The following is a 25,247-nucleotide window of genomic DNA, read 5'->3' on the forward strand; positions in this document are numbered from 1 at the left end:
ACAGGTTATGTCGAAAAAACAGGAGAGACAATTGTCTCTCCTGTTTTATTTTTTTGTTGGTTGATTCGAAAATGCCTCGGTGATCTTCTTTTGTTCATGATAATATTTTGCATGTGTTTGTTGAAAGAGATGGTCAAACATATGCCCAACCTCCTGCTCTAACACCTTAATACCTTCTCCCGTAATCCCGCCAGGAACACACACTCGTTTTTGCAAAGTTGGCAAAGTATAATGCCCTTCTTCAAGAAGCTTTCCCATTCCGATAATCATATTAGTAGCAAGTGTTGTTGCGTCATCTTTTGTAATCTCTGTTTGCCTAGTCGCTCCGTCAATAAACTGCTGGAGCAAATAACTAAAGAAAGCAGGCCCGCAACTGACAATATCTGAAGACACACGCGTAATATTTTCATCAATTTCCATCGGTTCAGAGAAGTGCTTCATTAATGAATGAATCTCCACACGATCTAGGTCGGTACACCGTTCGCCGTAACTTATTAAAGTCGGTCCAGCGAGCGCGCGGTTTAAGATGGTGGGGATGATTCTGGCCACTTTGCAATCGACTTTATCTTCAAGTTGTTTTACTGAGATCGGACTCGTTATCGAGATAAGAAGTTGCTTTTGTGTACAGATAGGGGCAATCTCTTCTATGACTTCAGCAAATTGCAATGGTTTGACGCATAAGAACAAATAATCAGACTGCTTAGCGACTTCGCAGACCGAATCAAGAACATGAATATTAGGATAGTGCTTTTGCGCGGCTAATGCTTTTTCTTTGGTGCGGTTAACCACATAAAACTGATCTTCGCTTGCAGCTTTCGATTCAATGAGTGATTCAAGTAAAATCGTTCCCATGCTACCAAGCCCGATCATTCCGATTTTCATCACCATTCCTCCTTCTTCAAAACATCGTGCAAACATGTCGTTATCACATCAGTATGAAGAGTGAGGGCAAAGTATGTGTGATTCTTACTCGGAACGATGGAGGTAGTCTAGGATCATGTCATGAGTCACTTCTTTACGAGGTGGAAAATAAAACGTAGAAGCAATCTCATTCATTTCTTTTGTAATCGAATTAATTTCTTGAACAGAAATATGTAGGCCTTTTTTTGCTTCTTTTAACACACGATCAATCGCTTGCTCTCTTTTGGCATCAAGTGCTAGAAATTCCTTTTGAGCTTGGCGGTGATTTTTTACTTGTTCTGAAATTTGTGCATGTACATTCGTCATCTGTGACACCCTTTCAAATTTTATGCGGAGGTAATTTGTGATGAATTTTGAAGGTAAAAACAAATATATGGTTGGCGTATTAACGCTTGTTGCGATTAGTTTAAGTGTAGTGTTAATTCTCCATTTTAGCAACACTGATTCCGTTGAGTCAGCGGCAATGGAGTGGACTTTTACGACAGAAGAAGACGAACAAGATGAAGACGAGCCAATGACGGCGCCTCAAACGGTCACGGTCGATGTGAAAGGAGCGGTCGTCGCACCAGGAGTGTATGTTCTAGAAGAAGAACGTCGCGTTCATGAAGCAATTGAGTTGGCAGGAGGATTTCTAGACGATGCTTATGGTGATGGGGTAAATTTAGCGGCTAAATTGCATGATGAAATGGTGATCTTTGTTCCAACTGAAGGAGAGTTAGAGATGGCTGAGTTTACGCAATCAATCGGAGGAGAGGGTTCTAGTGGTGGAGACGGGAAGATCTCTCTTAATCAAGCGACTCAAGCGGAACTCGAGACGCTACCTGGTATTGGACCAGCTAAAGCAACAGCGATTATACAATATCGAGAGGAGAAAGGTCGGTTCGAACAAATTGAAGACTTGATGGACGTTTCAGGGATCGGGCAAAAGTCATTTGAAAAGTTTCAAGATTTGATCAGTGTGAAATAACCATTTGACGGAGCTCGACTATGTTCTCTACACTAGAGGGGAAGAGTTAAATGAGGAGTGAGGACGATGGAACGAATTTCATGGGATCAATATTTTATGGCACAAAGCCATCTGCTCGCATTAAGAAGTACGTGTACACGCCTAATGGTCGGGGCGACGATTGTAAGAGAGAAACGAATTATCGCTGGAGGATACAATGGGTCGGTGTCAGGAAGCGATCATTGCATTGACAATGGCTGTTATGTTGTCGACCATCATTGCATTCGAACGATACATGCAGAAGTGAATGCGTTGCTTCAATGTGCGAAATTTGGTGTTCCCACACAAGGAGCAGAGGTATATGTGACGCATTTTCCATGTGTTCATTGTGCAAAATCAATTATTCAAGCAGGAATTAAACACGTCTTCTATGCAACAGACTATAAAAATCATCCGTATGCCGTTGAATTATTTGAGACTGCGGGCGTAAAGGTCTCACAAGTCGTTCTAGAACAACCCGTACTAGACATTCATTCAAAAGGAAAACAAGAACTAACAGAGAAGATGTACACCAAATTAAAACAGGCTGGATTAAGCGAGTCCGAATTACACGAATTAACCGAAGAAATGCACTTATTATACGATCCAAAAGAATAAGATGGAGGGGTGAGAATGGTATATAGCGTAATAGCTGCTCTTGCGGCTATGCTCGGTCTCATCTTTGTGTTGCGAGGGCCGAGCTTGCTTTTTTATCTTATATGGCTCTTTCTTCTCTTCTTACTCGTTAAAAACGCATCCGAAAGAAGAGTGAAGATTATCCTCGTTCTAGTGGTGTTCACTGTCTATGCAGGGCTAGCGATGTATGGGCAAAGTCAGAACCAGACCCTTCACCATGCAGGGGAACAAATCATTGAAGCGAGGGTTCATTCCCTACCGAAAATAGATGGAGACAGTCTTTCGCTACGCGTGAAAAGTTCGCTCGGAGAACTCATTCAAGTCCACGGTTACTTCGATACAATGGAGCAACAAAAAGCCTTCAAGCAAGTCATACCAGGTGACCAGTGCCGCTTTGAAGGTAGCCTTCATACCCCGTCAGACCCTACCAATTTTTATCAATTCAACTATAAACAATACTTATATGAACAAAACATTCATTGGATTTTACAACCAGATCTATCAAAACTAAGCTGTCAGTCTGTAAAGTCCTCCGTTTACTATCGCTTACAAGCCTTTCGTCACCATCAAATGGAACGAATTCAACAACAAGTCCATCCAAAAACGGCGGGAATTATCATCGCGTTAGTCTTTGGCGAGCGAATGTACGTCGAAAATGAGGTGATCAAAGCCTACCAGCAACTCGGAGTGATTCATCTTCTCGCTGTGTCAGGGTTGCATGTTGGATTAATTGTGTCGGCGCTATTTTTTCTATTCATTCGACTAGGGACGACGAGAGAGCGAGCGTATGACATTCTCTGTCTGTTTCTACCCATTTATATAGTTCTCGCCGGGGGAGCGCCGTCAGTTGTTCGTGCCGCACTCATGACCCTCCTTGTGTTGCTCTTTCTTCGTTTTAAAGTTCCCCTACCACCCCTGTTCTCAATAATCATAGTGTTCTTACTGTATCTTGCTATCCAACCATTCATTCTTTTTCAATTGGGCTTTCAATTATCTTTTCTTGTGTCCTTCGTGCTCTTACTGTCTGCAGAGACGATCAACCGCGTCTACTCGAGGTGGGCATCAAGATTACTTGCGGTCACGATCCTAGCTCAACTCGCTTCGCTTCCTCTTCTTCTTTCCTCTTTTTATCAATTTTCGTTTCTTACTTTACTTCTTAATATCATCTTTATCCCGCTGATCTCGTTTATTGTCTTACCATTAAGCTTACTTAGTGTGTTACTAATGAACGTTCTGCCGCTATCGCTAAATGTTCCGATTCTTTTGTTGCAATTAATCATCCCTCCACTACATCAGGCGATTGTGAACGTCAATCAGGTACCGATGTTTTCGTTTGTGACAGGAAAGCCATACGCGTTGGTGCTCGTTTGTTTTTTCCTTGTTTGTTTGATCAGCCTGATAAAGTGGGAGCAGCAAAAACGATCCTGGTGGCTGACACCTGTCGTGGGGTTTCTTTTTGTGTGTATGTTGCAAGTATCGATCCCATTTCTGAAGACAGAAGCTGTCGTGACGATGCTCGATGTAGGTCAAGGCGATAGCTTTGTCATCGAATTGCCAAGAAGGCGCGCGGTGTATGTGATCGACACAGGAGGCACGATCCGGTTTCAACAAGAAGAATGGAGGCAGCGGGAAACAAGTTACGATGTCGGGCGAGACGTTGTTTTACATTATTTGAATGCAAAAGGGATTCGACGAGTGGATGCATTGATTCTCTCGCATGGGCATTATGACCATATTGGCGGGGCAAAAGAGTTGGTGGGAGGGATAACGATTAACAACGTGTTATATGGCATCGGAGACGTAGAGGGAGAGTTTGAACGCGAGTTATTAACAGGATTAGCAGCACACGGGGCAGCGATTGAATTTGTTGAGGCGGGGATTACGTGGCGAGAAGGTGATTCTCAATTCGCTGTGCTGTCGCCGTTTGGAACCGAACAGGAATTAAATGATCGCTCGATTGTGTTGTATGCAGAGATTGAGGGAGTGCGTTTTTTATTTACAGGAGATTTAGAAGAAGGGGGAGAAGAGCGATTGGTTAGAGAGTATCCGCAGTTGTCGATTGACGTTTTAAAAGTGAGTCATCACGGCAGTCGAACTTCAACGACGGAGTCTTTTTTGACCCATGTGAAACCGAAGCTTGCTTTGATTTCTGCGGGGCGAAACAATCGTTTCAATCATCCACATGAAGAAGTGACAGAGCGTTTGGATGAGCACGAGATTCCTGTGCTTCGAACCGATCAACATGGCGCAGTGCAGCTACATATTGAAAATGGGTCGATGAAGTTTGTTGGGGGTAACATGAAAAAAACAGAGCAGCGAGAGTCTCTCGCTACTCTGTTTATGTACCTAAATGGTACTTATTGCCTGTGATCTTTTGGCTTAAAATGCTGAAAATACATCGACAAGCGAAGCAATGATAAAAATCGTTGCGAAGAAGCCAAAAGAAACAACAAAGGCAACACCAGAATCGATTGCATCATTACGATTACTTTGTACTTCTTTTTCAAAATGATTCATCTGGCACCCCTCCTTTATTCAACTTTTAGTATAATCCAACCTAGTCAAAAAAGCTATATCGATTCATGAACAATTATGCTGATTGATCAAATGTTCAATAATTTGTCCAAGATGAGAGTGGCCTGCCTCGATTGTAAAGAGTTGTCACCTATAGAATCGGCCTGCATAGGATATCATAACTAATGAAAGACGGTCTTGATTATCGTTATGAGCGAGGCTACCCGGGATCTCGGATCATGACGTTTATCATAAATGGGGATTTGGCATAAGGGTGCTAAATCCCTTTCTCTATTTATACTTGTCAACGACGACTTTTTTTTCTAAGCTAGGAAGAGGCATAAAAAAAGGCGATCAAGCTCTTTCATATAATAACCAATGAGTGACAAGAATATTTACATGAGGATCGGGGAATATACGGATGAATTATTTACAAGCAAAAAAAGAATTGCGCCAAGGGAATGTTGCGCCTGTTTATTTTATTCATGGAACGCAAGCCTTTTTAATTGAAGACTTTACTCATCAGCTCCTAAGTCAAGTAGTTGGTCAAGACGGCGATGACATGAATATTATTACATATAATTATTCAGAAACACCGATTGAAATTGCGATCCAAGAAGCAGAGACGATGCCGTTTTTAGGAACGAATAAAGTAGTGATTGTGAAGGAGTTCTTCGCTGTAACAAGTCAAAAACAAGATTCGAAAATTGAACATAATTTAGAAGCGCTAAATCAATACCTTGAAAACCCATCTCCTGAATCGACCTTGGTCATCATTGCCCCGTATGAAAAGTTAGATGAACGTAAAAAAGCGACAAAGCGATTGAAAAAAGAAGCAACGGTCATTGAGGCGACGCCATTTGATGAGAGAATGATGAAGCAATGGATTGACGATCAAGTGAAGTCTAAAGACATATCAATCACGAATCAAGCGGTGGAAAAGTTGCTCGAACGTGTAGGGTTTGATTTGTTAATGATGGCATCGGAGCTGCATAAGCTCTCGTTATATGTAGGTGATGATGGGGAGATTGGTGCAGAGGCTGTGGAGCTATTGGTTGCGAGAACATTGGAGCAAGATGTGTTCGCGTTAATTGATTACGCGGTAAAAAAACAGCTAGAGCAATCGTTGTCGATCTATCATGATTTATTAAAACAAAAAGAAGATCCACTAAAGATTCTAGCTTTATTAGCGCGACAGTTTCGGATTTATTATCAAGTGAAAGGCTTATCAAAACAAGCCTATTCACAAAAACAAATCGCGACTCAATTGAAGTTGCATCCTTATGTGGTCAAGCTTGCTGGTGCTAAAGTCGCTCAGTTTGACGAACGGGCATTGCTGAAGTTATTAAACCGAGCAGCTGATACCGATTATGCGATCAAGTCAGGAAAAATGGATAAAGTGTTAGCGGTAGAATTACTGTTAATAAGAATGACACAAGAGCTGTAAGTGCGGAGAAATAAAAAAACGACTCGATTTCGAGTCGTTTTTTTATGTTCATTATGCAGAAAGGCTGTTTAGCTTTTTAGCTAGACGAGACTTTTGACGTGAAGCTGCATTTTTATGAATAAGACCTTTGTTTGCTGCTTTGTCAAGCTTCTTCGTTGCTTCAACATATGCTGCAGAAGCGTTCTCTTTTTCACCAGCTTCTACTTTCGCTTCAAAGTTCTTGATCGCAGTACGTAGAGCAGATTTAACAGCAGTGTTTTGCGCACGACGCTTGTCGCTTGTTTTCACACGTTTGATTGCAGATTTAATATTTGGCATACCTTTCACCTCCTGGTTAAACAACAATTGTTCACTTTTGTCACCAGTCCATCTTCTATGTTATGAACGGTTCGTATCCTTTATTCAAGGCAATGAAGACACCCGTTGGCATCATCAGTACAACAATCTGCATTTTATCAAATATAACGGATGAATGCAATAGAAAGAATGAAAACAACCGGGAATGGAGACGCTAAATATATGAGTTCAACGAGGAGAGTGGTTAGTTTGAAGAATGAATTAAACTTAGATCAATACCAAATCCGAACAGATCTAGCTGTAGAAGCTCACCAACTAGCGATTGAAGAAGAAGAACGTAAAGCTCCTGAAGCAGAAGACAATCCAGTAAGTGGTGTTCATATTGAAGAAGAGACGATTGATGAAGTGAAAGTGACGACTGTGGTAATCGATGAAGTGGGGGCGAAGCGGCTTGGTAAGAAGCAAGGATCTTATTTGACGTTTGAGTCTCAAGGCATCCGCCGCAAAGATACAGAGATTCAAGAAAAGATGGAGCGAGTGTTTGCGGCTCAGTTCCATCAATTCATGGTCAACCTTGGAATCAAGGAAGAAGATACTTGCTTAATTGTTGGATTAGGAAATTGGAACGTCACGCCTGATGCATTGGGGCCGATTGTAGCAGAAAATCTTCTGATCACAAGGCATTTATTTGAGCTGGCACCTGAACAAGTTCAAGATGGTTATCGTCCTGTCAGTGCGGTCACACCTGGGGTCATGGGGTTAACGGGCATCGAGACGAGCGATGTGATATTTGGAATTATTGAAAAAACAAAGCCGGATTTCGTTATTGCAGTTGATGCGTTAGCGTCTCGTTCGATTGAGCGCGTGAATGCAACCATTCAAGTATCCGACACAGGCATTCACCCAGGTAGTGGGGTAGGGAATAAGCGGAAAGAGTTAAGTCAAGATACTCTAGGGATTCCAGTGATTGCAGTAGGGATACCAACCGTCGTTGATGCGGTTTCGATTACAAGTGACACGATTGACTATGTGTTAAAACATTTTGGACGTGAAATGAAAGAAGGAGACGCTCCGTCACGCTCACTCGCTCCTGCTGGGATGACATTTGGTGAAAAGCGTGTGTTAACGGATGAAGATTTACCGACTGATGAGAAAAAACAAACGATTATGGGTATGGTCGGCACATTACCTGAAGAGGAGAAACGTCAACTCATTCGCGAAGTGCTCGCTCCGCTTGGTCATAATCTCATGGTGACACCTAAAGAAGTCGATGTCTTTATTGACGACATGGCCAATGTGATTGCGGCTGGTTTAAATGCAGCTCTCCATAAAAAAGTAAACCAAGATAATGTAGGCGCCTATACTCATTAACAAAGTGGACTCTTTCACAAACATGTGGAAGGGTTTTTTTGTGATTAGACGTTCTATTTCTCGCATGCCATCATAAGTCTGTAATACGAGCAAATGTTGCTTAAGTTTTTAAGCGGACAAGCAGAAAGGATGAGAGCATGCGGAGAAGGGGATTCCATGGATTCACAGTGAAAATGAATCAGACAAGCCTAAAGCGTCTAGCAGCACTGATTATCGTTAGTGTGATGACCCTTTTTATTTTTACAGGCGTACTCGCTTCTTTAGAGCCGGGATATGCGATGACGTCCTCCTCTGTGCATAGATGGGCGAATGGTTTAGAAGGTGAGGACTTCGTTCATTTATTAGGAATGGAAAATCAATATTTTAAACAAGAGCTGCCACCAGATGCTGAACCAATTCAATTATCGGCACTCGCTTTTGAAGTAGCGACAAGTATTAATCCAGAGGACCCGAGGAGCTTGCTTGGCCGAGAGTTACCAGGGTTTTCGTTATTTGACTCAACCATTATTGTCGCAGGGGACGGAACAGACTATACAACCTTGCCAGTTGAATCAGCACCGCCTCTTGAAGTGATATTAGCAGAGAGAGAAGCGACGAAAGAAAGTTTGGCCAAATTAGAAGAATTGAGAAAAGAACAACCTGCAGAAGGATCGACAAATGGGCGAAAAGTTGCTCACATTATTCATTCACATAATACGGAATCCTTCTTACCAGAACTTGAAACGAATGATCCTAGCTTAGCCCACCACGGGGAAGTGAATATAACATTAGTTGGGGAAAGGCTCGCGCAAGAGCTTGAAAAACGAGGAATTGGAACAGAGGTAGAAAGACGTGATGTACAAAGTGAGTTAAAACAGCGTGGCTGGCAATACGGAAAATCGTATGATGCTTCAAGGGATTTTGTTAAAGAAGCCATTGCTCAAAATGATGACTTGACGTATTTCTTTGACCTACACCGGGATGCGGTTCCACGCGAATTAACGACAGTGACGATCAACGGAGAAAACTATGGCCGAACATGGTTTGTCATTGGTGGAGAGCATGCGAGCTATGAAAAAAATGAACGATTAGCGGAAGAGTTACATTATAAGTTAGAAGAAAAATTTCCAGGCTTAAGCCGAGGCGTCCTGTTGAAAAAAGGGCCAGGAACAAACGGGAAATTTAATCAAGATTTAGCTGAAAATTCATTGCTAGTTGAGATTGGTGGAGTTTACAACACCCTAGAAGAAACGCTGCGTTCAGCCGATGCTCTTGCGGAAGTCTTTGCAGAATACTATTGGGAGAATGAAGCAGAAGCCGTAGATGGTGAAGCGGCGAGCATGACGGAGGAAGCGGTTCAAACGGGTGGAGAAGAGGGAGAGGGGAAATAATGGTGAAAAAACTGGCGACTGTGGTGCTCATGATTCTTTGTACTCTTTTACTCGGTTCGTTGTTCGGAGTGCAGCATATGAACGAAGAACTCGGCATCACAACTCCAGTCCCTCTGCAACTAAAGGCAACTAGCGAAAAACAAGCAGCGCAAACAGATATAGGTCCTGCTAAAGATGAACTAAACGTCTTATCGAAAAGTGAATTGAAAGAAAAACGCCAAAAAGTCGAAGAGGTGGGGAAATTTAATTTCTTCTCCGAACTGGGGTCGACGGTGGCTGAAGGAGCCAATCGATTAAGTCGGACGGCTTTATCGCAAGTGATGTCCTTTGTGCATGAAGTGTTAAATGGAGAGAGTCGTAGCGGTTAATCAGCGCTACGACTCTTTTTTCACAGATGGCTTCTCAAGATTCCGAAAAAATAAGACGGTATAATGGCGTAACGATCACGGTTCGGACCTTCAATAACATTGGGAAGCATCTCTTGTGACGACATCTTTTGAATGTCAACAAACAAAGACATGAGTCGATCAAATTCGTTCTTCGTCATAGCTATACTCCTTACTTTAGAAAAGTTTTCTATCCAACATCGTACGCCAAGAAAGGGAGATATTCTTGTCCTATCACCCGATTTTATTTGGAAGAATGACCGCTCGAATTTTGGTGAACTCTAATCTGTGTATTGAAGAGCGTGTGATCGATTGGTATAATGAGAAATAGTGTATATTGGCACGATTCAGTAGGAGTGAATGCATATGAATAATAATGACCGTGTAGAGCGTCAAAAGAAAATCCGTAATTTCTCGATCATTGCTCACATTGACCATGGTAAGTCAACGTTAGCAGATCGTATTTTAGAGAAAACAGGTGCTTTAACAGACCGTGAAATGAAAGATCAAACGCTTGATGCGATGGACCTTGAGCGTGAGCGTGGAATCACGATTAAGTTAAATGCTGTGGAATTAACGTATACAGCAAAAGATGGTGAAGAATATATTTTTCACTTGATTGATACACCAGGACATGTCGATTTTACATATGAGGTGTCAAGAAGTTTAGCTGCTTGTGAAGGGGCGCTTTTGATTGTCGATGCAGCACAAGGTATTGAAGCGCAAACCCTTGCAAATGTGTATTTAGCATTAGACAATGACCTTGAAATTCTGCCTGTTATCAACAAGATTGATCTACCAAGTGCAGATCCTGAGCGTGTGAAACAAGAAGTTGAAGAGGTTATTGGCTTAGATGCATCAGAGGCTGTCCATGCTTCAGCGAAAAATGGAATTGGAATTGAAGAGATTCTAGAGCAAGTGGTGGAGAAAGTTCCTGCACCAACAGGGGACCCGAGTGCACCATTAAAAGCATTAATTTTTGATTCCTTGTATGATTCTTACCGCGGAGTTGTCGCATACATCCGTGTGATTGATGGATCAGTGAAGCCTGGTCAGAAGATTAGAATGATGGCAACGGGGAAAGAATTTGAAGTCATCGAAGTCGGCGTGTTTACACCAAAAGTAGCTAAACGCGATGAGTTAACAGTCGGTGATGTTGGCTTCTTAACGGCAGCCATTAAAAACGTTGGGGATACTAGTGTCGGTGATACGATCACAAATGCCGTCAACCCAGCAACTGAACCATTACCTGGTTATCGCCGCATGAACCCGATGGTTTATTGTGGGTTGTATCCAATTGATACGAATGAATACAATGATTTGCGCGAAGCGCTTGAGCGTTTAGAGCTTAATGATGCTTCCTTGCAATATGAGCCTGAAACATCCCAAGCACTAGGTTTCGGTTTCCGTTGTGGATTCTTAGGACTCTTGCATATGGAGATCATTCAAGAGCGTATTGAACGTGAATTTGGGATTACCCTCATTACGACGGCACCAAGTGTTGTTTACAAGGTAGCCTTAACAAGTGGCGAAGAAATCCAAATCGATAACCCGTCGAACCTTCCAGATGCTCAAAAGGTCGAGCATGTAGAAGAGCCGTATGTCAAAGCAAAAGTCATGGTTCCAAACGATTATGTTGGTTCTGTTATGGAGCTTTGCCAAAAAAAACGTGGGAACTTTATCGATATGCAGTACTTAGATGCTAACCGTGTTCAAATTGTGTATGAGATTCCGTTATCAGAAATTGTGTATGATTTCTTTGATCAATTAAAATCAAATACAAAAGGATACGCCTCTTTCGATTACGAGTTAATTGGGTACAAGCAGTCCAACCTTGTGAAGATGGATATTTTACTGAACGCTGAAAAAGTCGATGCTTTGTCTGTTATCGTTCACAGAGATTCAGCTTATGAGCGTGGGAAGATCATTGTTGAGAAGTTGAAGCAATTGATTCCTCGTCAACAGTTTGAAGTTCCTGTCCAAGCAAGTATTGGTCAAAAAGTTATTGCGCGTTCAACGATTAAAGCGATTCGTAAAAACGTATTAGCGAAATGTTATGGTGGAGATATTTCACGTAAACGTAAGCTTCTTGATAAGCAAAAAGAAGGTAAGAAACGAATGAAGTCTGTCGGAAATGTAGAAGTTCCACAAGAGGCATTCATGGCTGTCTTACGTATGGACGAATAAAACATAAAACCGCAGGGATTCCTGCGGTTTTATTCTTCCTTAAGAACGCGGATGGTAAAAGGAGGTAAGACAAATGAGAACAGCAGCGTATATTCACATTCCGTTTTGTGAGCATATTTGTCATTACTGTGATTTTAATAAAGTCTTTTTGAAAAACCAGCCAGTTGATCAATACATTGACTCATTACTCATAGAAATGAAACGAACGATCGAACGAGCGTCAATCGATACGTTGAAAACGATCTATATCGGTGGAGGGACACCGACGGCATTATCTGCCGAACAACTAAAGCATTTATTTGACGGGATGCATCGTATTCTTCCGATGCAAGACTTAGTCGAATTTACGGTCGAAGTGAATCCGGATTCAGGTGAAGAGGACAAGCTTCAAGTCATGAAAGAAGCAGGGGTAAACCGCTTAAGCATCGGGGTGCAGTCATTTGATACGTCGTTGCTTCAAGGGATTGGACGAACGCATACAAGCCACAGTGTCTATGACGCGGTGCAGAGAAGTCGTCAAGCGGGTTTTGATAACATCTCGCTTGATCTTATGTTTGGTTTGCCGAATCAGTCAGTCGAGCAATTTATTGATACGATAGAGAAAGCAAGTGTACTTGGTGTCGAGCATGTATCGGCTTACTCCTTAAAAATAGAAGAGAAAACGGTGTTCTTTAACCGTCAACGAAAAGGCAAATTGAGCTTGCCTCCAGAAGATGACGAAGTTACGATGTATCAGGAGTTGCAAGCGAGAACGAAACAAAACGGTTTTGATCAATATGAGATTAGTAATTTTGCGAAGCCTGGATATGAAAGCCAGCATAATCTCGTTTATTGGAACAATGACGAGTATTATGGTTTTGGGGCGGGTGCCCATGGGTATGTAAATGGAGTTAGGAATCATAATATCGGCCCTATTTCGAAATACATTCAAGCAATTGAAAGCGGGGATTTGCCTTATTTACAAGAACATCGTGTCACAAAGGTCGAACAGATTGAAGAAGCGATGTTTATGGGGCTTAGAAAGCTTGCCGGGGTGAATCTATCTACGCTCTCCACGCGATACAACGTTGACCTAAAAGAAGTGTATCGTGATCAAATTACGAACTTAACCAAACGTGGGTTGTTAGAGCAAGATGGAGACGTTTTAAGACTCACTGATGACGGACTTTTACTAGCAAATGAAGTGTTCGAGCAGTTTTTAGCTGTCTTGAATGAGGACATGGAAAAAAATGAAAGCTGAATTTATTAGCTTTTTAGTGCTTAAACGTTGACAAAAGCGAGCCTATTTGATAATTTATCATTAGAATTAGCACTCGAAGATGGTGAGTGCTAACAGAGGTGATGAGAGATGTTAACAGATAGACAGTTGTTAATTCTGCACGCCATTGTTGATGATTACATTCGATCAGCAGAGCCTGTCGGTTCTCGCAGCATCTCTAAGCGAGAGGATATTACGTTTAGTCCAGCGACGATCCGTAATGATATGGCAGACCTTGAAGAGTTAGGCTTTCTTGAGAAGCCTCATAGCTCAGCAGGTCGTATTCCATCACAAAAAGGGTATCGTTATTATGTAGACCACATGTTGAGGCCACATGATTTAACAGATGATGAGCAAGCTAATATTCGGACGAACTTCTCTGAGCGGATGCATGAAATCGAAGAAGTAATCCAACAATCAGCTAGAGTTTTGTCGAACATGACGAGCTATATCTCGATTGTGCTTGGGCCAGAGATGTTTGAAGCGAGATTGCGCTCGTTACAAATTATCCCCCTGGCTACAGGGTCTGCGATTCTCATTTTAGTGACAGATACAGGTCATGTCGAAAATCAGACGATTCAGTTGCCTGAATCTGTTGAGACTTTTGACATTGAACGTGTCGTTAATATCCTGAATGAGAGATTAATGGGCGTGCCGTTATACAAGCTTCGTGAAAAGTTAAATACTGAGGTAAGCAAGGTGATGAGGGCACATGTTACAAATTATGCGGAAGTGTTAAAGTCGTTAGACTCCTCGTTTGTCACCGAGCGTCCTGAGAAAGTGTTCTACAGTGGAAAAACGAATCTTCTATCGCAACCAGAGTTTCGAGATGTAGATAAAGTAAGAATGTTGTTGAATATGCTTGAAGAAGATCAACTTATGCAACAGATCTTACGGGCTCCTCATCAAGGAATTCAAGTGAAGATTGGTCAAGAAAATAACTTTGAAGCTTTTGACTCCTGTAGTATGATCACCGCAACGTATTCGATAGGTGGGAAACATATGGGTACGATTGGGATTCTTGGTCCGACTCGAATGGAGTATCGCAAGGTCATCGGTGTGGTAGATATGGTGTCAAAAGACTTAACCAAGCTATTAACAAACTTGTATCAGGAGCGTTAATGGTGGTAATATTGTATGTTAGTGGAAAAAAGTTAGTTGCGTAATTGCGTAGCTTTAAATAGTGAGTGTGCTGCTACTCGTTAGCAGCGTACTTGATTGACTTTAGTAGGAGGTGAAAACAGATGGCTGAAAAAGATACACACACTCTTGAAGATGAGAAAGCTGTTCACGAAGACGAACATGTCGATTCAGAACAAGCTGAATCATCAGCATCTGAGGAAACAGTAGTGGAAGACATGCAAGAAGACACAGCAGAAGCACAAGTGGCAGAGTTAACAAACCGTATGCTACGTGTTCAAGCTGATTATGATAATTTACGCCGACGTTCTCGTGTAGAGAAAGAAGCGGCTGCTAAATATCGCTCTCAAACGTTAATCGAAGGGTTACTACCTGTCGTTGATAATTTCGAGCGTGCTCTACTTGTAAAACCAGAAACAGAAGAAGCAAAATCGCTTCTAAGTGGAATGGAAATGGTCTACCGTCAATTACAAGATACGCTGAAAAATGAAGGTGTAGAAGTAATTGAGACGGTTGGACAAACCTTTGATCCTCATTTACATCAAGCAGTAATTCAAGTGAGTGAAGATGGGTTTGAAACCGATCAGATCGTGGAAGAATTGCAAAAGGGATACAAACTAAAAGATCGCGTCTTACGACCTTCAATGGTTAAAGTGAACGCATAAATCACTACATAGAGAGAAAAATTAGGAGGCAAAATTAAGATGAGTAAAATTATTGGAATTGACCTTGGTACAACGAACTCATGTGTGGCAGTAATGGAAGGCGGAGAAGCAGTCGTTATTCCTAACCCAGAAGGTAACCGTACATCTCCTTCTGTTGTGGCATTTAAAGATGGAGAGCGTCAAGTAGGGGAAGTAGCTAAGCGTCAAGCAATCACTAACCCTAACACAATCATGTCGATCAAGCGTCACATGGGTACAGACTATAAAGAAACAATTGAGGGCAAAGAGTATTCTCCACAAGAGATCTCAGCTATCATTCTTCAAAAATTAAAATCAGATGCTGAAGCATACCTTGGTGAAACAGTAACGAAAGCGGTTATCACAGTACCTGCTTACTTCAATGACTCACAACGTCAAGCAACAAAAGACGCTGGTAAAATTGCTGGTCTTGAAGTAGAACGTATTGTCAATGAGCCAACAGCAGCAGCACTTGCATACGGTCTTGAAAAAGAAGAAGATCAAACGATTCTTGTATATGACCTTGGTGGCGGTACATTTGACGTTTCGATCCTTGAGCTTGGCGAAGGATTCTTCGAAGTAAAAGCAACTTCAGGAGACAACAAGCTTGGTGGAGATGACTTTGACCAAGTGATCATCGACTACCTAGTAGAACAATTCAAAAAAGACAACGGCATTGATCTTTCACAAGATAAAATGGCAATGCAACGCTTAAAAGACTCAGCTGAAAAAGCGAAAAAGGATCTTTCAGGCGTATCACAAACACAAATTTCATTACCGTTCATCACAGCTGATGCAACCGGCCCTAAACATTTAGAGCTAAGCCTAAGCCGTGCGAAGTTTGAAGAGATCTCTTCTGACCTAGTTGAACGTACATTAGGACCAACTCGTCGTGCAATGCAAGATGCTGGTCTTTCAGCGAGCGAAATCGACAAGATCGTCTTAGTAGGTGGATCAACTCGTATTCCCGCTGTACAATCAGCAATCAAGCAACTGACAGGTAAAGATCCTCATAAAGGCGTAAACCCTGATGAAGTGGTAGCACTTGGTGCAGCAGTTCAAGCAGGTGTCTTAACTGGTGATGTGAAAGACGTTGTATTACTAGACGTAACACCATTATCACTTGGTATCGAGACAATGGGTGGCGTGTTCACGAAGTTAATCGAGCGTAACACAACAATTCCAACATCTAAGTCACAAGTATTCTCAACAGCGGCAGATAACCAACCATCTGTAGACATTCACGTCTTACAAGGTGAGCGCGAAATGGCTGCTTACAACAAAACATTAGGTCGTTTCCAATTAACTGATATCCCACCATCACCACGTGGTGTTCCTCAAATCGAAGTAACATTCGACCTTGATGCGAACGGTATCGTAAATGTTAAAGCGAAAGACCTTGGAACTAATAAAGAGCAATCAATCACAATCACTTCTTCATCAGGTCTAAGTGACGATGAGATCGAAAAAATGGTTAAAGACGCTGAAGCGAACGCAGATGAAGATAAGAAGCGTCGTGAGGAAGTAGAACTTCGCAACGAAGCAGATCAATTAGTGTTCACAACAGAAAAAACTTTAAAAGACCTTGGCGAAAACGTTGAGCAAGAAGAAAAAGATAAAGCTGAAGCGGCGAAAGATAAGCTAAAAGCTGCTATCGAAGCAGATAACCTTGAAGAGATCAAGACTGCTAAAGATGAGCTACAAGAAATCGTAATGGCTTTATCAACAAAGCTTTATGAGCAAGCGGCTCAAGCAGCACAACAAGCAGAAGGTGCTGAAGGCGCAGAAGCAAACGGACAAGATGATAACGTTGTGGATGCAGATTACGAAGAAGTAAAAGAAGAAGAGAAGAAGTAAGGTTTTACAGAAAAGTCAAAGTCAGCTATTGTGACTTTGACTTTTTCTACGAGTAGACGAAAACGAGTGAGATCAACAAAAGCAGGGCTTACTAAAGTGCTTGCGCATCTCAAACAGGTAATGATATGATGTACGTTATGGAATAGAATCGGGAGTGTTGACATGAGTAAACGTGATTTTTATGAAGTTCTCGGTGTCGATCAAAATGCATCGGTGGATGAAGTTAAGAAAGCTTACCGCAAACTTGCACGTAAGTATCACCCAGATGTAAACAAAGCAGCAGATGCCGAAGACAAATTTAAAGAAGTAAAAAATGCCTATGATACATTAAGTGATCCACAAAAGAAAAACCATTATGATCAATTCGGACATACTGATCCAAACCAAGGTGGCGGTGGAGCCGCTGGATTTGACGGTTTTGGTGACATCTTTGATATGTTCTTTGGTGGTGCAGGCGGTGGTGGACGCCGTAACCCTAATGCCCCTCGGCAAGGAGCCGATCTTCAATACACGATGACGCTTGAATTTAAAGAAGCGGTGTTCGGGAAAGATACAGAAATTGAAATCCCACGTGAAGAATCGTGTCAAACTTGTGCAGGTTCTGGTGCAAAGCCAGGAACGAAGCCAGAGACATGTTCGCATTGTGGTGGTGCAGGTCAGTTAAACGTTGAGCAAAACACACCATTTGGTCGTGTAGTGAATCGTCGTGTTTGTCATCACTGTGAAGGAACAGGCAAACACATTAAAGATAAATGTACGACGTGTGGCGGCAAAGGAAAAGTTCGTAAGCATAAGAAGATCAGCATCAAAGTTCCTGCAGGTATTGATCACGGTCAACAACTACGTGTATCTGGCCAAGGGGAAGCTGGTGCAAACGGTGGTCCTGCTGGTGACTTATTTGTCGTATTTAACGTCAAGCCTCATGAATTCTTTGAGCGTGACGGTGATGATGTTTACTGTGAAATGCCGTTAACCTTTGCTCAAGTCGCTTTAGGTGACGAGATTGAAGTGCCTACGTTAAATGGCAAAGTGAAGTTAAAGATTCCGGCCGGTACGCAAACTGGGACAAACTTCCGCCTACGTGGGAAAGGTGTACCAAACGTACATGGACGAGGTCAAGGGGATCAACACGTACAAGTACAAGTGGTCACTCCTAAGAACTTAACGGATAAAGAGAAAGATCTCATCCGTGAATTTGCTCAAATGTCAGGTGGCCAACCAGACGAGCAAAATGATAACTTCTTCGCTAAAGTTAAACGTGCATTCAAAGGTGATTGATCCTTTGTATCATCAGCGAACAATCGGTCTATAATTATGTATACAAGAAGCAGCAAAGGACATTTACTTCCTTTGCTGCTTTCTCCCTGTTATTGATTAGTACAGTTTTCTAGGAAAAACGATAAGGATGGAGTTGGACAGCAATGAAATGGTCGGAATTTAGCATTCACACAACAGAAGAGGCAGTTGAACCAGTATGTAATATATTGCATGAAGCAGGTGCAAGTGGGGTTGTCATTGAGGACCCAATTGACCTCACGAAAGACTGGGGTGTGCGTTACGGCGAAATTTATCAACTCTCACCTGATGATTATCCTGAAGATGGGGTCATTGTTAAAGCGTATTTTCTAGTGAACAGTTTCTTACTCGAGACGATTGATGAAGTGAAAGAATCAATTAATCGCCTAGTAACTTATGATATTGATCTAGGGCATAACAAAGTTCAACTTTCTGAAGTGAACGAAGAAGATTGGGCTACGGCATGGAAGAAATATTATAAACCTGTGAAAATCTCACAATCAATTACGATTACGCCTACGTGGGAAGACTATGAACCAAATGAAGACGAGATGGTGATTGAACTGGACCCGGGTATGGCATTTGGAACAGGAACTCATCCAACAACCGTTCTGTGCATACAAGCATTAGATTCGGTGTTAAAAGGCGGAGAAGATGTTGTTGATGTTGGTACAGGATCTGGTGTCTTAAGTATCGCTGCGGCAAAGCTAGGAGCAAAGCGTGTCAAAGGTCTTGACCTAGACGAAGTAGCGGTTGAAAGTGCGTCGTCGAATGTGAAATTAAATAATGTGCAAGAGGTTGTTTCCATTAGTCAAGGTGATTTACTTGAACAAATCGACGGAAAATATGATGTCGTTGTGGCAAATATTTTAGCCGAAGTCATTATCGGATTTGTTGGAGATGCGGCAGCGATCCTTAAGCCGGGTGGAACATTTATCACATCAGGAATTATTAAACGTAAGAAGCAAGAGGTAAAAGATGCATTAATCGGTGCTGGATTTACAATTGAAGAAGTCGTTGAAATGGATGATTGGGTAGCCATTATCGCTAAAGTGTAATCTTCTAGTAAGGTGGGGAGAAGAGATGCAACGTTATTTTGTAAATAAAGACCAAATGTTACAAGCGACTGTCACCGTTACGGGTGATGATGTGAAGCATATTGCTCGTGTGATGCGAATGCAAGCAGGCGATGAGATCATTTGCTCTAATAATGCAGGCAGAACGGTACGCGCATCGATTCAGCATGTAACGGAGACGCTCGTGACGTGTGATATCGTTGAAGAACTCGAACCAAAGACAGAATTACCAATTCGCGTGACGGTTGCGCAAGGCTTACCAAAAGGTGATAAACTAGAGTTGCTGGCCCAAAAAGGCACAGAATTAGGTGTGAATCATATTCAACCCTTTGCAGCGTCTCGCTCGATTGTGAAATGGGAAGCGAAGAAAGCAAAGAAAAAGGTCGAACGACTAGAGAAGATTGCTAAGGAAGCTGCTGAGCAATCCTACCGAGAAAAAATACCATCCGTAGCAGAGTCGATCTCTTTTGCTCAATTGGTGCAACAGGTGAAAAACTACACGCATACAGTGGTGGCTTACGAGGAATCGGCTAAAAGTGGGGAAGCAAGTGCTCTTTCAAACGTATTAAATACGGTAAAAGAAGGCGATTCTCTTCTTGTTATAGTCGGTCCTGAAGGTGGATTATCAGAAACAGAAGCAACAGAGCTAACTGCAGCAGGAGCTGTGTTATGTGGACTTGGTCCAAGAATTATTCGGACGGAAACAGCGCCACTTTATGTATTGGCGGCGATTTCGTACCATTTAGAATTAATGAGGTGAAGAAGTATGCCTACTGTGGCTTTTCATACATTAGGTTGTAAAGTGAATCATTATGAAACAGAAGCGATTTGGCAACTGTTCAAACATGCCGATTATGACAAAGTAGACTATGAACAAACATCAGATGTGTACGTTATCAACACCTGTACCGTAACAAATACGGGAGATAAAAAGAGTCGTCAAGTCATTCGACGTGCGATTCGTAAAAACCCTGATGCAGTCATTTGTGTCACTGGTTGTTATGCACAAACCTCACCAGCTGAGATCATGGCGATCCCTGGTGTTGATATTGTTGTCGGTACACAAGATCGTACGAAGATGATTGATTACATCGAGCAATTCAAAAAAGAGCGTGAGCCCATTAATGGTGTGGGAAACATCATGAAGTCACGCGTCTATGAAGAACTCGATGTTCCTGCATTTACAGACCGTACGCGTGCGTCTCTTAAAATTCAAGAAGGCTGTAATAACTTCTGTACGTTCTGTATCATTCCATGGGCACGTGGATTAATGCGTTCGCGTGATCCTGAGGAAGTCATAAAACAAGCGACTCAACTTGTGGAAGCAGGATACAAAGAGATCGTGTTAACAGGCATTCATACTGGTGGATACGGAGAAGACTTGAAAGACTATAGTCTAGCTCGTTTACTAGAAGACCTAGAGCAAGTAGAGGGCTTAAAACGCATCCGCATTTCATCGATTGAAGCAAGCCAATTAACAGATGAAGTCATTCGTGTGATTGACCGTTCCGAAAAAGTTGTTCGTCACTTGCATATCCCGCTTCAGTCTGGCTCAAATACCGTCTTAAAACGGATGCGTCGTAAGTATACGATGGAATTCTTTGCTGAGCGTTTGGAGCGTTTAAAAGAAGCTCTTCCTGGTCTAGCTGTGACATCTGATGTGATTGTTGGATTCCCTGGTGAGACAGAAGAAGAGTTCCAAGAAACGTTTGACTTTATTGCCGAGCATAAATTCAGTGAGCTTCATGTATTCCCTTATTCTAAACGTACAGGCACACCAGCTGCTCGTATGGAAGACCAAGTGGATGAAGGATTGAAAAATAAGCGTGTTCACCGTCTAATAGAGCTTTCCAATCAACTAGCGAAGGAATATGCTTCTCAGTTTGAAGGCGAAGTGCTAGAGGTCATTCCTGAAGAACGAGATAAGGAAAACGCAGATAGTGGAATGTATATTGGCTACACAGATAACTATCTTAAGGTGAAAGTACAAGCTAGCGAAGAGATGATCGGAAAGATTGTCAAAGTAAAAATCGCAAAAGCAGGCTATCCATATAACCAAGGTGAATTTGTACGAGTAGTAGAAGACGAAGCAATGGGACTCGCGGTTAATGGATAACACTAAGAGGCTAGGATAGAACAAAAAAACTAAGAAGACGAACATGAATGGGTTTACTTTAGAGGTGCAAACAAGCCATTCGCAAGCAAAAACACGTGTGATTTCATAGTAGAAATCACATGTGTTTTTTTGTCTCCACTTGTGATGGCGATTTGATTTGTCATGTGAATTTCACTGTGAAAAAGAAGGGCTTGGTTAATTATGTTAAAATAAATGGAAGGAATAAATAGTCTTTGTGAAGTAATGTACTTAAAGTAACGGAGCAGTTTTTTCGCAGAAGAAAAAGAAAAGACGAATTTAAAATAATGAATCTTCGAGGGGGGTTAAATGAAAACAAATAGAAAAGCCAAATTTGGTTTAGGTTTAGGAATTCTTTCAATATTGATACCCACTTTTGGGTTGTTTATTGGGATAATAGGTCTAATTGTTTCAAGACAAGCAAGAAAAGAAATCCAGAAAACAAATGAGAATGGTGATAAACTTGCTAAAGCAGGTTTTGTCTTAAGTATAATTGGATTAGTGCTTCAGGCATTCCTGATTACTGTGGGTATTCTATCGTTATTCCAAGCACCACCAGCATAATTACAATAACCATCCAAGCTCCTTTACTCTATCTTCTTTAACTAACGCAACCCCCGTGGTATTTTGGAGAACGATAGAGGATCTATTTAGGGCAAACAGGAGCAGGTGCTCTTGGTAACTCGATATATGGAAAAATATGCTTTAAAATATAGAGTGTGATATTAAATAAACTAAATGTTGGTGGTCTTGAATATGCAAGAGAAAGCGGTAATTTGGCATTTCAATGTCGTGTAACGTTCTGTAAGCTAAGTGCATGAGGAATCTAAAAAGCTAGAGTATATGGACGAGATAGTCGTGAAAAAGTAGGTGCTTCCTCGAGCTACGATATATTTATATGGCGTCATCGAAGCAGATAATAGATAATTATGAAAAGCAGTATGATATAATTGTCGTATTTCATATATTTCATTGTGGAAATTGGTATTATTAGATTGAACACACGAAACTTTAAGCTCCAGAGACTGTTTTATAAGAATTGTTAAAGGGGCAGATTCTTTTAAATAATAAATGGTTTCCTAAACTGAACCTCATATAAATGTAACTGCTAATCATAAAAGAAAAGGCGTGATTTAAAATGAATTTAGTGGTTTTCACTAAATATATTAGATCGAACAGAGTGTCTTTGGCTAATGACATTGTGGACTCTGTTATAGAAAGAATGGAACTGGATATCCCAAAATGGGAGAAAGACCAGGCTGTTGCAATGTATATTGATCTTTTCGGCTTTCTGGCAGAATCAATTGATGAAGAATTAAATGAGGTGCCGAACAGTCTTATAGAGTGGAGTAAGAAAAATGCTGAGATGCAGGTTACTGCTGAAGGGCGAATATCCGAGATTGTTCGTCGGTATCCACCTACAAGAGAGGTTTTTAGTGATTTAATCACAGGAATTAGTTTAGAGCTTGATTTATCCTTAAAGGACCATACTAATATATTGAAAAAAATAAACTCTATATTAGATGTTAGCCTGACAGAAACTTGTATAACCTATGAATGCCTGATGGAGAAATTTAAGAAAGATAAATTTGAGGAAATCCTAAAACTTTCAGCGCCTATAGTGCCTGTCAAAGAAAATATTGTAATTATCCCTCTTATTGGAAAGATCGATGAGAGATGTACTGAACATATTATAGAAAATGTAATCCCAAAGGTTGCTAATATGAGAACAAAGCATGTAATAGCTGATTATTCCGGAGCTTTGACAATCGATTCCTATAGTGCTGAGGCACTCCATAGAATAGGAGGTGTTTTTCGTTTAATGGGGATTAATGTTGTAAGTGCTGGTCTCCGGAAGGATATAGTTATGAACGCTATTGACAGTAAGATTGATTTCGGTGGCATAAAAGCCTATGCAAATGTGAAACAGGCTTTAGAAAATATTAATTAGTCCTCCCAACTTACAATCTGATTTTCTAATAAAAATAGAAGTGTCTTTTGGTCATAGCTGTTTTAGGTATGGTACAAAATTCAGGATGTAATTCCATGATAAGTAGGAAATAAAATGAAGATGAATCAAAATAAATAAATAAATTATGTTTTACCGTTATTGAAGTAAAATAATATTAACTTATTATTTTAAGTAGTTCCGTTCAGAGGTAGAAAAATAAAAAATATACAGCAAAAAAGAGACTAATTTTGTCTCTTTTTTATTGTGAAAAACACATCAAATTGGCTCATGTTTGCTACGTTGATATTCTGCTTACTTTGGAAGATCAATGGAAATAATTGTAATATAATTAAATAGTAAAGACTTAGTTTGTGAAAAAATGTACTTAAACTATTGGGTAGCTTTACTTCAAGAAAAAATATTTTAAAATATTCCAAAAACATTGAATCATTAAATCTTATATATTATGATGTTAGAAATAATTAAATGGAAATCCGAAGATGAAGAGAGTAATTATTTAAGTTTGCTAAGCGAATCAGGGGTGGTGAGAGCCTGGTGAAACTTACTTAATGAAACGCACTTTTGAGGAACATACTTGAACCCTTAGTAGAGTATGTCGGGGAGCACAGTCCCTCGTTAACAACATTAAGAGAACCTTATTAGGTTTATTAGAGTGGTACCGCGGGTGAAAACAATCTCGTCTCTTTATAGAGATGAGATTGTTTTTTATTATATATATTGGGAGGAATTTTTATGGTAAATGAAATGGTTATTCGAAGAGCAGAGTTAAAAGATATCCCTGAAATACAGAAAGTAGCAAAAGTAACGTGGAACCACACATATGAAGGTCTTATCCCAAGATTAATCCAAGATAAATTTATCAATAGTGCCTATTCAGATGAAAATATGCCATTAAGAGTCGAAAAAACACTGTTATTTGTTGCAGTATTAAACGGAAAAGTAGTAGGATTTTCTAATTTCTTTCTAAGAGATTCACAGGCTGAACTAGGTGCAATTTATATTTATCCTCAAGAACACAGTAAGGGTATTGGTACGAAACTACTGGATGCAGGTATAAATGAACTTGATAATGTTTCGAATATTTTTGTGGAAGTAGAAGTAGGAAATAAAGTCGGAGAAGACTTTTATGAAGCTAAGGGGTTTGACTTAGTGGAAGAATACGAAGATGAAATATACGGGCATAAGTTAATGACAAAAAAACTGGTCCTGAAAATTTAAACATCGCTTAGAATTCAGTAGAGTTAAGGCTAAAATAGTTCACTGGCATATTGCACTACCATGAAAATAGGTTTCTTCAAGAGCAGAAAAAAGACCCTGCTCAATCGTTAAAAAAAGAGGAAAGTGTTAGTGAATAAGGCTATGGATTAGATTGACTGGATTAAGGTCCGTATCAGTAGTGCCGACTTCCTAACCCTTTTCATTCTCTGTGGTGCAGTGCTGTTTTGCGCTGCATGGATGGCTAACGGGTTGCGGTTCCGAGCATAGAGTAGGATTGCTTTTTTACTAACGTGGCAGATTCAATAATAGGCCTATACTGTTTTGAGAATAATAATATCGATATGTACAATATATGGTAAAAGATGTTATGATATTTAAAATGTTAAATAATGTACATATGCGATGATGAGAAGAGTAAATAATAACTTTCTTCACAGAGAGCTCCGTAAGCTGAAAAGGAGTAAGGAAATTATTACTGAACCAAGCCTCTGAGTATTAC

General features: G+C 40.9%; 24 protein-coding genes and 2 other annotated features (1 of these 26 only partly in view). Of the genes, 19 read left to right on the forward strand and 5 right to left on the reverse strand.

The genetic code is table 11. The features are described from left to right. Positions 1-45: 45 nt before the first annotated feature. On the reverse strand, positions 46-882 hold the full coding sequence (gene comER / locus CDZ88_RS03520) for a late competence protein ComER (protein WP_100372221.1): 837 nt from the start codon (positions 880-882) through the stop codon (positions 46-48). Positions 883-966: 84 nt separating this feature from the next. Next, positions 967-1,227: a DUF2533 family protein gene (locus tag CDZ88_RS03525; protein ID WP_100372222.1), complete on the reverse strand. Its 261-nt coding sequence runs from the start codon at positions 1,225-1,227 to the stop codon at positions 967-969. A 40-nt stretch (positions 1,228-1,267) separates the two neighbouring features. Here CDZ88_RS03525 and CDZ88_RS03530 point away from each other — a divergent pair, with 40 nt between their 5' ends. From CDZ88_RS03530 to CDZ88_RS03540, 3 genes are all read left to right on the forward strand, one after another. Continuing rightward, positions 1,268-1,888, forward strand: coding sequence for a helix-hairpin-helix domain-containing protein (locus CDZ88_RS03530; protein WP_100372223.1), 621 nt, complete (start codon positions 1,268-1,270; stop codon positions 1,886-1,888). A gap of 66 nt (positions 1,889-1,954) precedes the next feature. After that, positions 1,955-2,524, forward strand: coding sequence for a ComE operon protein 2 (locus tag CDZ88_RS03535; RefSeq protein ID WP_100372224.1), 570 nt, complete (start codon positions 1,955-1,957; stop codon positions 2,522-2,524). A gap of 15 nt (positions 2,525-2,539) precedes the next feature. Beyond that, a complete protein-coding gene (locus CDZ88_RS03540; RefSeq protein ID WP_100372225.1) occupies positions 2,540-4,912 on the forward strand; it encodes a DNA internalization-related competence protein ComEC/Rec2 in 2,373 nt (790 codons plus the stop codon). 9 nt (positions 4,913-4,921) lie between these two features. Here the strand turns inward: CDZ88_RS03540 and CDZ88_RS03545 are convergent, their stop codons facing one another. After that, positions 4,922-5,059, reverse strand: coding sequence for a YqzM family protein (locus CDZ88_RS03545; RefSeq protein WP_100372226.1), 138 nt, complete (start codon positions 5,057-5,059; stop codon positions 4,922-4,924). Positions 5,060-5,477: 418 nt separating this feature from the next. On the opposite strand from CDZ88_RS03545, the gene holA reads away from it, so the two are divergent. Continuing rightward, positions 5,478-6,503 (forward strand): DNA polymerase III subunit delta, encoded by a 1,026-nt coding sequence (holA, locus tag CDZ88_RS03550; RefSeq protein WP_100372227.1) that lies wholly within the window; start codon positions 5,478-5,480, stop codon positions 6,501-6,503. Positions 6,504-6,554: 51 nt separating this feature from the next. Here holA and rpsT read toward each other — a convergent pair whose 3' ends face one another. Further along, entirely contained in the window at positions 6,555-6,821 is a 267-nt protein-coding gene (gene rpsT / locus CDZ88_RS03555) for a 30S ribosomal protein S20 (protein WP_100372228.1), read from the reverse strand. Positions 6,822-7,049: 228 nt separating this feature from the next. Here rpsT and gpr point away from each other — a divergent pair, with 228 nt between their 5' ends. The 3 genes from gpr (at position 7,050) to CDZ88_RS03570 (ending at position 9,909) form a co-directional block, all read left to right on the forward strand. Continuing rightward, positions 7,050-8,171 (forward strand): GPR endopeptidase, encoded by a 1,122-nt coding sequence (gene gpr / locus CDZ88_RS03560; RefSeq protein ID WP_100372229.1) that lies wholly within the window; start codon positions 7,050-7,052, stop codon positions 8,169-8,171. A gap of 137 nt (positions 8,172-8,308) precedes the next feature. Beyond that, positions 8,309-9,541 (forward strand): stage II sporulation protein P, encoded by a 1,233-nt coding sequence (gene spoIIP / locus CDZ88_RS03565; protein WP_100372230.1) that lies wholly within the window; start codon positions 8,309-8,311, stop codon positions 9,539-9,541. Continuing rightward, positions 9,541-9,909: a DUF3679 domain-containing protein gene (locus CDZ88_RS03570; protein WP_100372231.1), complete on the forward strand. Its 369-nt coding sequence runs from the start codon at positions 9,541-9,543 to the stop codon at positions 9,907-9,909. The genes spoIIP and CDZ88_RS03570 overlap by 1 nt, the downstream gene beginning before the upstream one ends. A 20-nt stretch (positions 9,910-9,929) precedes the next feature. On the opposite strand, the gene CDZ88_RS17305 is transcribed toward CDZ88_RS03570, so the two are convergent. Continuing rightward, positions 9,930-10,088: a hypothetical protein gene (locus CDZ88_RS17305; RefSeq protein WP_157796459.1), complete on the reverse strand. Its 159-nt coding sequence runs from the start codon at positions 10,086-10,088 to the stop codon at positions 9,930-9,932. A gap of 205 nt (positions 10,089-10,293) precedes the next feature. On the opposite strand from CDZ88_RS17305, the gene lepA reads away from it, so the two are divergent. The 12 genes from lepA to CDZ88_RS03630 all read left to right on the forward strand — a co-directional run bounded on the left by lepA (position 10,294) and on the right by CDZ88_RS03630 (position 24,748). Next, positions 10,294-12,114, forward strand: a complete 1,821-nt coding sequence (gene lepA, locus CDZ88_RS03575; protein ID WP_100372232.1) for a translation elongation factor 4 — start codon at positions 10,294-10,296, stop codon at positions 12,112-12,114. 73 nt (positions 12,115-12,187) lie between these two features. After that, the gene (hemW, locus tag CDZ88_RS03580) at positions 12,188-13,354 is read left to right on the forward strand and encodes a radical SAM family heme chaperone HemW (RefSeq protein WP_100372233.1); all 1,167 of its coding nucleotides are present in this window, start codon (positions 12,188-12,190) and stop codon (positions 13,352-13,354) included. A 108-nt stretch (positions 13,355-13,462) separates the two neighbouring features. Beyond that, positions 13,463-14,494 carry a heat-inducible transcriptional repressor HrcA gene (gene hrcA, locus CDZ88_RS03585; protein WP_100372234.1) on the forward strand — a complete coding sequence of 344 codons (1,032 nt, stop codon included), beginning with the start codon at positions 13,463-13,465 and terminating at the stop codon, positions 14,492-14,494. 122 nt (positions 14,495-14,616) lie between these two features. Then, complete coding sequence (gene grpE, locus CDZ88_RS03590; RefSeq protein ID WP_100372235.1) at positions 14,617-15,177, forward strand: nucleotide exchange factor GrpE; 561 nt, start codon at positions 14,617-14,619, stop codon at positions 15,175-15,177. Positions 15,178-15,216: 39 nt separating this feature from the next. Continuing rightward, positions 15,217-17,052 carry a molecular chaperone DnaK gene (gene dnaK / locus CDZ88_RS03595; protein WP_100372236.1) on the forward strand — a complete coding sequence of 612 codons (1,836 nt, stop codon included), beginning with the start codon at positions 15,217-15,219 and terminating at the stop codon, positions 17,050-17,052. A 162-nt stretch (positions 17,053-17,214) separates the two neighbouring features. Next, on the forward strand, positions 17,215-18,330 hold the full coding sequence (gene dnaJ, locus CDZ88_RS03600) for a molecular chaperone DnaJ (RefSeq protein WP_100372237.1): 1,116 nt from the start codon (positions 17,215-17,217) through the stop codon (positions 18,328-18,330). Between the two features lie 143 nt (positions 18,331-18,473). Continuing rightward, positions 18,474-19,406 (forward strand): 50S ribosomal protein L11 methyltransferase, encoded by a 933-nt coding sequence (gene prmA / locus CDZ88_RS03605; protein WP_100372238.1) that lies wholly within the window; start codon positions 18,474-18,476, stop codon positions 19,404-19,406. Positions 19,407-19,431: 25 nt separating this feature from the next. Next, positions 19,432-20,184 (forward strand): 16S rRNA (uracil(1498)-N(3))-methyltransferase, encoded by a 753-nt coding sequence (locus CDZ88_RS03610; protein ID WP_100372239.1) that lies wholly within the window; start codon positions 19,432-19,434, stop codon positions 20,182-20,184. Positions 20,185-20,190: 6 nt separating this feature from the next. After that, positions 20,191-21,540 carry a tRNA (N(6)-L-threonylcarbamoyladenosine(37)-C(2))-methylthiotransferase MtaB gene (gene mtaB / locus CDZ88_RS03615; protein ID WP_100372240.1) on the forward strand — a complete coding sequence of 450 codons (1,350 nt, stop codon included), beginning with the start codon at positions 20,191-20,193 and terminating at the stop codon, positions 21,538-21,540. Between the two features lie 327 nt (positions 21,541-21,867). Further along, positions 21,868-22,122: a DUF4190 domain-containing protein gene (locus CDZ88_RS03620; protein ID WP_100372241.1), complete on the forward strand. Its 255-nt coding sequence runs from the start codon at positions 21,868-21,870 to the stop codon at positions 22,120-22,122. A gap of 574 nt (positions 22,123-22,696) precedes the next feature. Further along, a complete protein-coding gene (locus CDZ88_RS03625; protein WP_100372242.1) occupies positions 22,697-23,509 on the forward strand; it encodes an STAS domain-containing protein in 813 nt (270 codons plus the stop codon). Positions 23,510-23,997: 488 nt separating this feature from the next. Next, positions 23,998-24,217 (forward strand) — a binding site (T-box leader). Positions 24,218-24,262: 45 nt separating this feature from the next. Next, positions 24,263-24,748, forward strand: a complete 486-nt coding sequence (locus CDZ88_RS03630) for a GNAT family N-acetyltransferase (RefSeq protein WP_100372243.1) — start codon at positions 24,263-24,265, stop codon at positions 24,746-24,748. Positions 24,749-25,141: 393 nt separating this feature from the next. Then, positions 25,142-25,247, forward strand: a binding site (T-box leader); it runs 147 nt beyond the window's last position.

The sequence above is a fragment of the Bacillus sp. FJAT-45037 genome (assembly GCF_002797325.1).
Classification (GTDB): domain Bacteria; phylum Bacillota; class Bacilli; order Bacillales; family Bacillaceae_D; genus Alkalihalophilus.

Excerpts from the sequence above, each read along its gene's own strand:
- comER (WP_100372221.1), bottom strand. The coding sequence starts at position 882 with ATGAAAATCGGAATGATCGGGCTTGGTAGCATGGGAACGATTTTACTT.
- CDZ88_RS03525 (WP_100372222.1), bottom strand. The coding sequence starts at position 1,227 with ATGACGAATGTACATGCACAAATTTCAGAACAAGTAAAAAATCACCGC.
- CDZ88_RS03530 (WP_100372223.1), top strand. The coding sequence starts at position 1,268 with ATGAATTTTGAAGGTAAAAACAAATATATGGTTGGCGTATTAACGCTT.
- CDZ88_RS03535 (WP_100372224.1), top strand. The coding sequence starts at position 1,955 with ATGGAACGAATTTCATGGGATCAATATTTTATGGCACAAAGCCATCTG.
- CDZ88_RS03540 (WP_100372225.1), top strand. The coding sequence starts at position 2,540 with ATGGTATATAGCGTAATAGCTGCTCTTGCGGCTATGCTCGGTCTCATC.
- CDZ88_RS03545 (WP_100372226.1), bottom strand. The coding sequence starts at position 5,059 with ATGAATCATTTTGAAAAAGAAGTACAAAGTAATCGTAATGATGCAATC.
- holA (WP_100372227.1), top strand. The coding sequence starts at position 5,478 with ATGAATTATTTACAAGCAAAAAAAGAATTGCGCCAAGGGAATGTTGCG.
- rpsT (WP_100372228.1), bottom strand. The coding sequence starts at position 6,821 with ATGCCAAATATTAAATCTGCAATCAAACGTGTGAAAACAAGCGACAAG.
- spoIIP (WP_100372230.1), top strand. The coding sequence starts at position 8,309 with ATGCGGAGAAGGGGATTCCATGGATTCACAGTGAAAATGAATCAGACA.
- CDZ88_RS03570 (WP_100372231.1), top strand. The coding sequence starts at position 9,541 with ATGGTGAAAAAACTGGCGACTGTGGTGCTCATGATTCTTTGTACTCTT.
- CDZ88_RS17305 (WP_157796459.1), bottom strand. The coding sequence starts at position 10,088 with ATGACGAAGAACGAATTTGATCGACTCATGTCTTTGTTTGTTGACATT.
- lepA (WP_100372232.1), top strand. The coding sequence starts at position 10,294 with ATGAATAATAATGACCGTGTAGAGCGTCAAAAGAAAATCCGTAATTTC.
- hemW (WP_100372233.1), top strand. The coding sequence starts at position 12,188 with ATGAGAACAGCAGCGTATATTCACATTCCGTTTTGTGAGCATATTTGT.
- hrcA (WP_100372234.1), top strand. The coding sequence starts at position 13,463 with ATGTTAACAGATAGACAGTTGTTAATTCTGCACGCCATTGTTGATGAT.
- grpE (WP_100372235.1), top strand. The coding sequence starts at position 14,617 with ATGGCTGAAAAAGATACACACACTCTTGAAGATGAGAAAGCTGTTCAC.
- dnaK (WP_100372236.1), top strand. The coding sequence starts at position 15,217 with ATGAGTAAAATTATTGGAATTGACCTTGGTACAACGAACTCATGTGTG.
- dnaJ (WP_100372237.1), top strand. The coding sequence starts at position 17,215 with ATGAGTAAACGTGATTTTTATGAAGTTCTCGGTGTCGATCAAAATGCA.
- prmA (WP_100372238.1), top strand. The coding sequence starts at position 18,474 with ATGAAATGGTCGGAATTTAGCATTCACACAACAGAAGAGGCAGTTGAA.
- CDZ88_RS03610 (WP_100372239.1), top strand. The coding sequence starts at position 19,432 with ATGCAACGTTATTTTGTAAATAAAGACCAAATGTTACAAGCGACTGTC.
- mtaB (WP_100372240.1), top strand. The coding sequence starts at position 20,191 with ATGCCTACTGTGGCTTTTCATACATTAGGTTGTAAAGTGAATCATTAT.
- CDZ88_RS03620 (WP_100372241.1), top strand. The coding sequence starts at position 21,868 with ATGAAAACAAATAGAAAAGCCAAATTTGGTTTAGGTTTAGGAATTCTT.
- CDZ88_RS03625 (WP_100372242.1), top strand. The coding sequence starts at position 22,697 with ATGAATTTAGTGGTTTTCACTAAATATATTAGATCGAACAGAGTGTCT.
- CDZ88_RS03630 (WP_100372243.1), top strand. The coding sequence starts at position 24,263 with ATGGTAAATGAAATGGTTATTCGAAGAGCAGAGTTAAAAGATATCCCT.